The organism is Streptomyces longispororuber (assembly GCF_024448165.1).
Classification (GTDB): domain Bacteria; phylum Actinomycetota; class Actinomycetes; order Streptomycetales; family Streptomycetaceae; genus Streptomyces; species Streptomyces longispororuber_A.
In genome coordinates, this window is record NZ_JAMOLN010000021.1 from 63,618 (window position 1) to 72,669 (window position 9,052).

At 72.8% G+C, this 9,052-nt stretch carries 10 protein-coding genes and 1 pseudogene; 7 read left to right on the forward strand and 4 right to left on the reverse strand.

Annotated elements, in window-relative coordinates; genetic code table 11:
* Positions 1-163: 163 nt before the first annotated feature.
* From M4J07_RS08835 to M4J07_RS08855, 4 genes and pseudogenes are all read left to right on the forward strand, one after another.
* A complete protein-coding gene (locus tag M4J07_RS08835) occupies positions 164-1,216 on the forward strand; it encodes an ABC transporter substrate-binding protein (protein WP_255969223.1) in 1,053 nt (350 codons plus the stop codon).
* Positions 1,217-1,259: 43 nt separating this feature from the next.
* Entirely contained in the window at positions 1,260-2,129 is an 870-nt protein-coding gene (locus M4J07_RS08840) for a Nif3-like dinuclear metal center hexameric protein (protein WP_255969225.1), read from the forward strand.
* The gene (locus tag M4J07_RS08845) at positions 2,126-2,869 is read left to right on the forward strand and encodes a zinc ribbon domain-containing protein (RefSeq protein WP_255969259.1); all 744 of its coding nucleotides are present in this window, start codon (positions 2,126-2,128) and stop codon (positions 2,867-2,869) included. The genes M4J07_RS08840 and M4J07_RS08845 overlap by 4 nt, the downstream gene beginning before the upstream one ends.
* A 146-nt stretch (positions 2,870-3,015) precedes the next feature.
* Positions 3,016-3,666, forward strand: a pseudogene (locus tag M4J07_RS08855) (histidine phosphatase family protein); the annotation flags it as partial.
* Here the strand turns inward: M4J07_RS08855 and eda are convergent.
* Positions 3,663-4,301 carry a bifunctional 4-hydroxy-2-oxoglutarate aldolase/2-dehydro-3-deoxy-phosphogluconate aldolase gene (eda, locus tag M4J07_RS08860; protein WP_255969227.1) on the reverse strand — a complete coding sequence of 213 codons (639 nt, stop codon included), beginning with the start codon at positions 4,299-4,301 and terminating at the stop codon, positions 3,663-3,665. The pseudogene M4J07_RS08855 and the gene eda sit on opposite strands and share 4 nt — an antisense overlap.
* Before the next feature lie 83 nt (positions 4,302-4,384).
* The gene (gene yaaA / locus M4J07_RS08865) at positions 4,385-5,167 is read right to left on the reverse strand and encodes a peroxide stress protein YaaA (protein ID WP_255969229.1); all 783 of its coding nucleotides are present in this window, start codon (positions 5,165-5,167) and stop codon (positions 4,385-4,387) included.
* Positions 5,168-5,257: 90 nt separating this feature from the next.
* On the opposite strand from yaaA, the gene M4J07_RS08870 reads away from it, so the two are divergent.
* Positions 5,258-6,703, forward strand: a complete 1,446-nt coding sequence (locus M4J07_RS08870) for an RNB domain-containing ribonuclease (RefSeq protein ID WP_255969232.1) — start codon at positions 5,258-5,260, stop codon at positions 6,701-6,703.
* Here M4J07_RS08870 and M4J07_RS08875 read toward each other — a convergent pair.
* Both M4J07_RS08875 and M4J07_RS08880 read right to left on the reverse strand, forming a co-directional pair.
* Positions 6,654-7,469: a hypothetical protein gene (locus tag M4J07_RS08875; RefSeq protein ID WP_255969235.1), complete on the reverse strand. Its 816-nt coding sequence runs from the start codon at positions 7,467-7,469 to the stop codon at positions 6,654-6,656. The genes M4J07_RS08870 and M4J07_RS08875 overlap by 50 nt on opposite strands.
* Complete coding sequence (locus M4J07_RS08880; RefSeq protein WP_255969237.1) at positions 7,466-8,236, reverse strand: MerR family transcriptional regulator; 771 nt, start codon at positions 8,234-8,236, stop codon at positions 7,466-7,468. Before M4J07_RS08880 ends, M4J07_RS08875 begins: the two co-directional genes overlap by 4 nt.
* Before the next feature lie 157 nt (positions 8,237-8,393).
* Here M4J07_RS08880 and M4J07_RS08885 point away from each other — a divergent pair, with 157 nt between their 5' ends.
* The gene (locus M4J07_RS08885; protein WP_255969240.1) at positions 8,394-8,816 is read left to right on the forward strand and encodes a DUF4260 family protein; all 423 of its coding nucleotides are present in this window, start codon (positions 8,394-8,396) and stop codon (positions 8,814-8,816) included.
* A partial coding sequence (locus M4J07_RS08890; RefSeq protein WP_255969242.1) for a helix-turn-helix domain-containing protein occupies positions 8,809-9,052 on the forward strand: 244 nt, incomplete at its 3' end. The genes M4J07_RS08885 and M4J07_RS08890, both read left to right, overlap by 8 nt.

A 9,052-nucleotide genomic window follows, 5' to 3' on the forward strand; every position in this document is an offset into this window, starting at 1 on the left:
GCACCTGCGGCCCACCGCTTCACACCAAAGGGTGGCGGTGTCCGGAATCGGCTGAGAAGGATGTGCTTGGTGTGCTCACGGACCCCGGTACGGGTGGTGTTAGGTTTACCTAACCAATCCTTGTGCGCATGCTGTGCACCAGAGCACGACCCGGAGCCCGTCGATGTCGATACGTAACCGCACCCGGATCACGGCGACCGCCGTCACCGTGGCCGCCGCCCTCGCCCTCACCGCCTGCGGCTCCGGTTCGGACGACGAGGGATCGGCCAAGAGCGACAACGGTGCGGGCTCCAAGGCCGTCGCCCAGGGCGGCGACGACTTCTCGAAGGCCGCCGAACAGACGGCGAAGATGGGCACGACGGCCGAGGCCGGCCAGTTCCCGCGCACCGTCACGCACGCCCTGGGCAAGACCGAGCTGAAGCAGAAGCCGAAGCGCGTCGTCGTCCTCGACGTCGGCGAGCTCGACAACGTCGTCTCGCTCGGCATCAAGCCGGTCGGCTACGCCCCCACCGAGGGCGACGACGGCATCCCGTCCTACCTGAAGAAGGACGCGGGCAGCCCGAAGAACGTGGGCACCATCAACGCCCTCAACATGGAGGCCATCGCGAACCTCCACCCCGACCTGATCCTCGGCAGCGAACTGCGCGCCGCGAAGCTCTACCCGCAGCTGTCGAAGATCGCGCCGACCGTCTTCTCCATCCGCCCCGGCTTCACGTGGAAGGAGAACTACCTCCTGAACGCGTCCGCCCTCGACGAGAAGGCGAAGGCCGAGACGAACCTCGCCGCGTACGAGAAGAACGTGAAGCAGCTCGGCGCCGACGTGAAGAAGGCGAACGACGGCAAGGCCCCGACGGTGACGATGCTCCGCTACATGCCGGACCGCATCCGCCTCTACGCCAAGGCGTCCTTCATCGGCACGATCCTCGACGACGCCGGCATCCCGCGGCCCAAGAACCAGCAGATCAACGACCTGGCGACGGAGATCAGCCCGGAGAAGATCGACTCCGCGGACGCCGACTGGATCTTCACCGGCGTCTACGGCGACGCGAAGAAGACCCAGCGCGCGAGCGCCGAGGACAACCCGCTCTGGAAGAAGCTCGGCGCCGTCAAGAACGGACAGGCCAAGGACGTCCCGGACGAGACCTGGTACCTGGGCCTCGGCGTCACCGCCGCGGACGAGGTCCTCAAGGACCTCCGCGCGGACCTGGTCAAGTAACCACGCTTAGGGCCGGGGCGCGCGGCGCAGGTAACCTGTCTGCGTGCCCCGTCTGTCTGAAGTAACCGCCGCGCTCGCCGACCTCTGGCCCGCCCCGCTCGCCGAGGCGTGGGACGCGGTCGGCACGGTCGCGGGCGACCCGGACGCCGAGGTGAGCCGCGTGCTGTTCGCGGTCGACCCCGTCCAGGAGATCGCTGACGAGGCGGTGAAGCTCGGCGCCGACCTCCTCGTCACCCACCACCCGCTCTACCTGCGCGGTACGACGACGGTGGCGGCCGACACCTTCAAGGGCAAGGTCGTCCACACCCTCATCAAGAACGACGTCGCGCTGCACGTCGCGCACACGAACGCCGACAAGGCCGACCCGGGCGTCAGTGACGCCCTCGCCGGAGCCCTCGGCGTCCGCGTCGTCCGCCCCCTCGTGCCGGACCCGACGGACCCCTCGGGCCGCCGCGGGCTCGGCCGTGTCTGCGAGCTGGAGCACCCGCTCACGCTGCGCGAACTGGCCGGCCGCGCCGCCGACCGCCTCCCCGCGACCGCCCAGGGCATCCGCGTCGCGGGCGACCTCGACGCGACGATCCGGACGATCGCGGTCTCCGGCGGCTCGGGCGACAGCCTCTTCGCCGACGTACGGGCGGCGGGCGTCGACGCCTTCCTCACCGCGGACCTGCGCCACCACCCGGTGAGCGAGGCCCGCGAGACTGCCTCCCGACAGCCCCTCGCGCTGCTCGACGCGGCGCACTGGGCCACCGAGTGGCCCTGGTGCGAGCTGGCCGCAGCCCAGCTCGACGAGATCTCCGACCGTCACGGATGGGACCTGCGCGTCCACGTCTCGAAGACGGTCACGGACCCCTGGACCGCCCACGCGGCGTCCAACCCCGCACCCACGTCTACTTTTGGAGCCCCCAACTGAACGCCGCGCCCGCCGACCAGATCCGCCTCCTGGACGTCCAGGACCTGGACGTCCGCCTCCAGCAGCTCGCGCACAAGAAGAAGTCGCTGCCCGAGCACGCCGAGATCGAGTCGCTGACCAAGGACCTCACGCAGCTGCGCGACCTGCACGTCGCCGCGACGACCGAGGAGAGCGACTGCGCCCGCGAGCAGACCAAGGCCGAGCAGGACGTCGACCAGGTCCGCCAGCGCGCCGCCCGCGACCAGCAGCGCCTCGACTCCGGCGCCGTGACGTCGCCCAAGGACCTGGAGAACCTCCAGAAGGAGATCGCCTCGCTGGCCAGGCGCCAGGGCGACCTGGAGGACGTCGTCCTCGAGGTCATGGAGCGCCGTGAGTCCGCGCAGGAGCGCGCGGGCGAGCTGGGCGAGCGCCTCGCCTCCGTCCAGTCGAAGATCGACGACGCGACGTCCCGCCGCGACCGGGCCGCCGGCGAGCTGGACTCCGAGGCCGCCTCGGTGACCAAGGAGCGCGAGGTCGTCGCCGCCTCGATCCCCGCGGACCTGCTCAAGCTCTACGACAAGCTGCGCGAGAAGGAGGGCGGCGTGGGCGCCGCCAAGCTCTTCCAGCGCCGCTGCGAGGGCTGCCGCCTGGAGCTGAACATCACCGAGCTGAACGAGGTCCGCGCGGCCGCGCCCGACGCGGTGGTCCGCTGCGAGAACTGCCGCCGCATCCTGGTCCGCACCTCGGAGTCGGGCCTCTAGGCCCCGTAGCGATGGGGGAGTCCACCGCCGCCCCCGGCACCGCCGGTGCCGGGGCCGACGCCGCCAGGGGCGCGGGGAACTGCGCGACCAGCCACGACGATCCGCAGCCGACAGTGGCGGTCGCCCCTACGGGTAACAGCCGGATCCCGGACATGGGCCGGCCGGCCACCTTCGTCCTCCTCCGCCACGGCGAAACCCTTCTCACCCCCCAGAAGCGCTTCTCGGGCAGCGGCGGCACCGACCCGTCCCTCTCCGAAGCGGGCCACCACCAGGCCGCCCGCGCGGCGGAGGCACTCGCGGCCCGGGGCACGATCGAGGCCGTCGTCACGTCCCCGCTCAAGCGCTGCAAGCAGACCGCGGAAACCGTCGCCACCCGCCTCGGCCTCGACGTCACCGTGGACGACGGCCTGCGCGAAACGCACTTCGGGGCCTGGGAGGGCCTGACCTTCAAGGAGGTCAGGGAGCGCCACCCGGACGACATGAACGCCTGGCTGGCCTCACCGGACGCCGCCCCGACCGCCGGAGGCGAGAGCTTCGCGGCCGTCGCCGAGCGGGTCGCCGCGACCCGCGACCGGCTGACCGCCGAGTACCGCGGCCGCACCGTCCTCCTGGTCAGCCACGTCACCCCGGTCAAGACGCTCGTACGCCTGGCGCTCGGCGCCCCGCCAGAGGCCCTGTTCCGGATGGAACTCTCCGCGGCGTCCCTCACGGAGATCGCGTACTACGCCGACGGCAACGCCAGCGTCCGCCTCCTCAACGAGACGTCCCACTTGCGCCAGGGCCTGGCAGGCTCCTAGACGAGCCCGCTCGCCTCGCGGGCCAGGGACTCCACCCGCGCCCAGTCCTTCGCGGCCACCGCGTCGGCCGGGAGCATCCAGCTGCCGCCCACGCAGCCGACGTTCTTCAGGGCCAGGTACGAGGGGGCGTTCGCCGGCGAGATCCCGCCGGTCGGGCAGAACCGGGCCTGCGGCAGCGGACCGGCCAGCGACTTCAGGTAGGCGGCGCCACCGGCGGCCTCGGCCGGGAAGAACTTCATCTCGCTCACCCCGCGCTCCAGCAGCGCCACGACCTCCGACGTCGTCGAGACGCCGGGCAGGAACGGCACGCCCGACCCCTTCATGGCGACGAGCAGCGCGTCCGTCCAGCCGGGGCTGACCAGGAACCGGGCGCCCGCGGAGACCGAGTCGGCGACGTTCGCGGGCGATATGACGGTGCCCGCGCCGACGACCGCGTCCGGCACCTCGGCCGCGATCGCCCGGATCGCGTCGAGCGCGGCGGGCGTACGCAGGGTGACCTCGATCGCGGGCAGTCCGCCGGCGACGAGGGCGCGCGCGAGCGGCACCGCGTCGGCGGCGTCGTCCACGACGACGACGGGGACGACGGGGGCGAGGTCGAGCACGGAAGCAGCAGGCGCGGAAGGCGTAGACGGCATAGACGGCATGGGGACATCCTGCCTCGTGTGAAGCAGCATGCGCAAAGCTCATTGCGCATGCTGCAACGGGTGTCTGCGGGGTCTCAGTGGATCTCGTCCACCAGCACGTCCAGGCTCCACGGCCGCCCGGCCTTCGCGGGCGCCTCGACCTCCACCGCGTACCCGAGACCGCGCAGGGCGTCGACGAGCTCGGCCGGGTCCGACGGAACGGCGCCCGCCGTCAGCAGCGAGCGCACGATCCGGCCCTTCGTCGCCTTGTTGAAGTGGCTGACGACCTTGCGGGTCGGCGCGTGCAGCACCCGTACCGTCGCCGTCCGCCCGGCGACCTCGCCCTTGGGCTTCCAGGCGCTCGCGTACGCCGCGGAGCGCAGGTCCAGGACGAGCCCGTCCCCGGCGGCCGCCGGCAGCACCTCGGCCATCGGCGCCCGCCAGTGCGTGCCCAGCGCCCCCAGCCCCGGCAGCTTCACGCCCATCGAGCACCGGTAGGAGGGGATCCGGTCGGTCACCCGCACCGCACCCCACAGCCCGGAGAAGACGAGCAGCGAGCGCGCCGCCCGCTTCTTCGCGGCCGTGTCCAGCGAGGCCAGGTCCAGGGCGTCGTAGAGGACGCCCGTGTAGATCTCCCCGGCGGGCCGGGCGCCCGCGGTCCGCAGGTCCAGGTTCTTCGCGACCTCGCCGCGCAGGCCCTCGCTCAGGCCGAGCACCTCGCGCGCCTTCTCCTCGTCGGCGGCGCACAGCTCGACCAGCTCGTCCAGGACCGCGGCCCGCGCCTGCGCGAGCCCGGGCAGCGAGAGGCCCTCCGGCTTCAGCGGCGCCCCGCGTCCGGAAGCGGCCTTACCCTCCGACGGCGGCAGCAGCACAAGCACGGGGCTCTCCTCAAACACGTACGGGACGACAGTCGATCGTTGGCCAGCGTACGGCGTGCCGACCCCGCCGCCGCGACCTACGCTGCTGCCATGCCCCGCCGCCACCTCCGCGTGACCGGCGCAGCGCAGGTGCCGCTCGGTGCCGTGCTGCGCGACCTGCGTACGAAACTGGACGTGCCCGGCGAGTTCCCGGCCGAGGTGCTCGCGGAGGCCGAGCGGGTCGCCGCCGCCCCGCCACGGTTGCCGGACCGGGACGAGACGGCGGTGCCGTTCTTCACGATCGACCCGCCCACCTCGACCGATCTCGATCAGGCCATGCACCTGTCCCGGCGTCCCGGCGGCGGCTACCGCGTGCGGTACGCGATCGCCGACGTCGCCGCGTACGTGACGCCCGGCGGCGCCCTCGACGCCGAGGCGCACCGCCGCGTCACCACCCTCTACTTCCCCGACGAGAAGGTCCCGCTGCACCCCGCCGTGCTCAGCGAGGGCGCCGCGAGCCTGCTGCCGGACCAGACCTGCCCGGCCGTCCTGTGGACGATCGACCTGGATGCGGACGGCCGCCCCGAGACCACCGACGTCGTCCGCGCCCTCGTCCGCAGCCGCGCCAAACTCGACTACGAAGGCGTGCAGAAGGCCATCGACGACGGGACCGCGGAGGAGCCGGTCGCGCTGCTCAGGGACATCGGGCTGCTGCGCGAGCGGCTGGAGGTGGAGCGCGGCGGCATCTCCCTCGACGTGCCCGAGCAGGAGATCGTCGCGAGCGACGGCACGTACGAGCTCGCCTACCGCGCCCCGCTGCCCGCCGACGCGTGGAACGCCCAGGTCTCGCTCCTGACCGGCATGGCCGCCGCCGAGCTGATGCTCACCGCGGGCACCGGCATCCTGCGCACGCTGCCCGCCGCCCCCGACGGCGCCGTCGGCCGGCTGCGCCGCACCGCGAAGGCGCTGCGCATCGAGTGGCCGCACCACGTCCCGTACTCCGACCTGGTCCGCTCCCTCGACCCGCACGTCCCGCACCACGCGGCGTTCCTCCAGGAGTGCACGACGCTGCTGCGCGGCGCGGGCTACACCGCCTTCAGCGGCGGCGAGACCCCGGAGCTCGCCACGCACGCCGCCGTCGCCGCGCCCTACACGCACTGCACCGCCCCGCTGCGCCGCCTCGTCGACCGCTACGCGTCCGAGCTGTGCCTGGCCGCCTGCGCGGGGCAGGACCCGCCGGACTGGGTGCTGACGGCGCTGCCCGGACTGCCGAAGGAGATGGCGGAGGGCACCCGGCGGGCCAACTCCGTGGAGCGCGAGAGCGTCGACGTGGTCGAGGCGGCGCTCCTCAGGCACCGGGTCGGCGAGATGTTCGACGCCGTGGTGGTCGACGTGAAGGAACGTGAACCGGCCGTCGGGACCGTGCAGTTGGCCGAGCCCGCCGTCGTCGCCCGGATCGAGGGCGGCGCCACGGCGCTGCCGCTGGGGGAGCGGCTGCGGGTCCGGCTCACGCAGGCCGACCCGGGCTCGGCGAAGGTGCTGTTCGCGCCTGCCTGAGCCGCTGGTCCAGGGTGCGCGCGAGCCGGTCGGGCTCCTCGGCGTGCAGCCGTACGAGGCGGATCTCCTGCGGACGGCCCAGGAACGTGAAGTGCCGTACGGGACCGGTGAGTTCGAGGACGATGCTGGTCTGCGCCCCGATGTCGAGGTTCAGCTCGCCCTCGCGCGGCGTGTGCGTGTACTTGTTCTCGCGGCGCACCGAGGCGATCCGCTCCAGCGGTATCCGCAGGTCGACGTGGGCGGCGCGGCGCACCCGCAGCGCGTCGGCGGTGACCACGTGCGGCCGGGTCACGGAGGCGGCGTGCAGGCCGAGCACCATCAGCACCGTGTACACGTCGAGGAACAGGACGACGTGGTGCAGCGTGGGCCAGTTCCGCAGCAGCGCCCACATCCCGAAGGACTCGACGACGCAGACGAAGGCGAAGGAGTACATCATCACGGCCTGCCCGCGTGCGTACGGGAAGGCGCTGGCCCCCGCCGGAACCCCGTGCCGCCGCCGTGCGACCCACCGGCCGAGACTGGTGAACACCCGCAGTTCGTGGCCGGCGATCCGGCGCACCCCGGCCGGGACCACCTCCCGCACGGCGGCCCGGCCGCCGCGCCGGTACAGCACGGCGAGCCCGCAGAGCTCGACGACGAGTACCGCGACGACCGCCGCCTCGATCGCGGGCGGCGGCCTGCGCCCGGCCAACAGGTAGCAGGTGACGGTGAGTTCGGCGGCCAGCGCCGCGTAGGCGAGGCCCCGGAGCAGGGTCCGCGGTCTCATGGCCGGTCACCGCCCCCGCCGTCGGGGGCCAGTTCCATCACGCGCCGGACGACCGCGGCCTGGGCGGGGGAGAAGTCGGCGAGGAAGGCGTCGAGGAACGTGGTGTCGCCGCTCGTGTCGATCGTGGGCAGCCGGTCCGGCAGGCAGGCGAGGATCGCCCGCGCCGTCTCGTCCACCCGGGGGTCGTCGGGGGCGGCGTCGGCCAGGGCGTCGAGCCGTGCGTAGACGTCGCGGGCCGCCGCCAGGGCCGCCGGGTCCGTCAGGGTCGGCAGCAGTGCCGCCATCAGCTGCTCACGGGCCTCCGGCGGTGCGGTCGTGTCGATCAGCGTGAGCAGCTCGCGATCCCGGACGGCCATCGGGGAGTCGACGTCCACCTCACCCAACTCGTGCAGAAAGGAGGCGAGTTGAGGAGAGACGGGTCCCTCGGCCGGCAGTCGTCCGTGTTCGGCCTCCGACAGCAGCGCCCGCAGCCGCGTCCGGCGCTCGTGGATCGCCGCCTCCTGGCGGGCCAGGTCCGCGTCGAGCTCGGCCAGCACCTCGGCCAGCTCGCGCCCGGCGTCGTCGGCCAGCACGTCGCGCACCTCCGGGAGGCCGAGGCCCAGCTCGGTGAGCCGCCGGATCCGGGCCAGCTCGACGGCGTGCCGCAGCCCGTACTCCCGGTATCCGTTGCCCAGCCGTTCGGGCTCGGGCAGCAGTCCGAGGTGGTGGTAGTGCCTGATGGCACGCGTGGTCACGCCGACGATGCCGGCCAGCTCTCCGATCCGCATGCCCTCAGTAGAAACGTTGACGCTACGGAAGGGTCAAGCGAGCCGCGCGGAGAGGGCTTGACGGCTAACGCTGTTAGCCGTACGGTTTCCCCATGGCTCGGCTAACGGTGTTAGCCACTTATGGCGGCGACGTCACCGACTCCCAGGGAGGCACCCGATGAGCACGACAGCACCCACCACCCGCACCGTCACCGCCAAGCCGCTCACGGTCGTCCGCCGCACCGCCTGGCTCCTGAACGCACTGTTCTGGTCGGCCTTCGCGGTCCTGGAGGCCGTGAACCACGGCTGGCTCGCGGGACTCTTCTCCGTCGTGTTCTTCATCGCCCCCGACCTCACGTTCCTGGTCGGCGCCGGCGAGGCGAAGGACCTCCGCAAGGGGCAGCTCCAGCCCCGCGCCGTGCCCTTCTACAACACGGCCCACCGCGCCCTGATCCCGCTCGCGCTCATCGTCGCGTACCCGGTGCTGTCCATCGAGTGGGTGCCCGCCTTCGCGGGCTTCTGCGGCTGGCTCGCCCACATCTCGTACGATCGCGCCTTCGGCTACGGACTGCGGACCAAGGAGGGCTTCCAGCGTGCCTGAGGCCACTGACCTGCGGCGGCTCACGCCCCGCGCCACCGAGATCGCGGCCGAGGCCCGGACGCTCCTGGAGGAGTCCGGGCCCGACGCCCTGACGATGCGCGCCCTGGCCGACCGGCTCGGCATCAAGGCCCCCTCGCTCTACAAGCACTTCCCCGACAAGCACGCCGTCGAGGTGGAGCTGATCGCGCAGATGCTCACGGAGTCCGCCGAGGCCTGCGAGGAGGCGGAGCGCCTGG

What these genes read in the sequence shown, in the direction of transcription:
- M4J07_RS08835 (WP_255969223.1), top strand. Translation starts at nt 164, where the DNA reads ATGTCGATACGTAACCGCACCCGGATCACGGCGACCGCCGTCACCGTG.
- eda (WP_255969227.1), bottom strand. Translation starts at nt 4,301, where the DNA reads ATGCCGTCTACGCCTTCCGCGCCTGCTGCTTCCGTGCTCGACCTCGCC.
- M4J07_RS08870 (WP_255969232.1), top strand. Translation starts at nt 5,258, where the DNA reads ATGCCCCGCCGCCACCTCCGCGTGACCGGCGCAGCGCAGGTGCCGCTC.
- M4J07_RS08875 (WP_255969235.1), bottom strand. Translation starts at nt 7,469, where the DNA reads ATGAGACCGCGGACCCTGCTCCGGGGCCTCGCCTACGCGGCGCTGGCC.
- M4J07_RS08880 (WP_255969237.1), bottom strand. Translation starts at nt 8,236, where the DNA reads ATGCGGATCGGAGAGCTGGCCGGCATCGTCGGCGTGACCACGCGTGCC.
- M4J07_RS08885 (WP_255969240.1), top strand. Translation starts at nt 8,394, where the DNA reads ATGAGCACGACAGCACCCACCACCCGCACCGTCACCGCCAAGCCGCTC.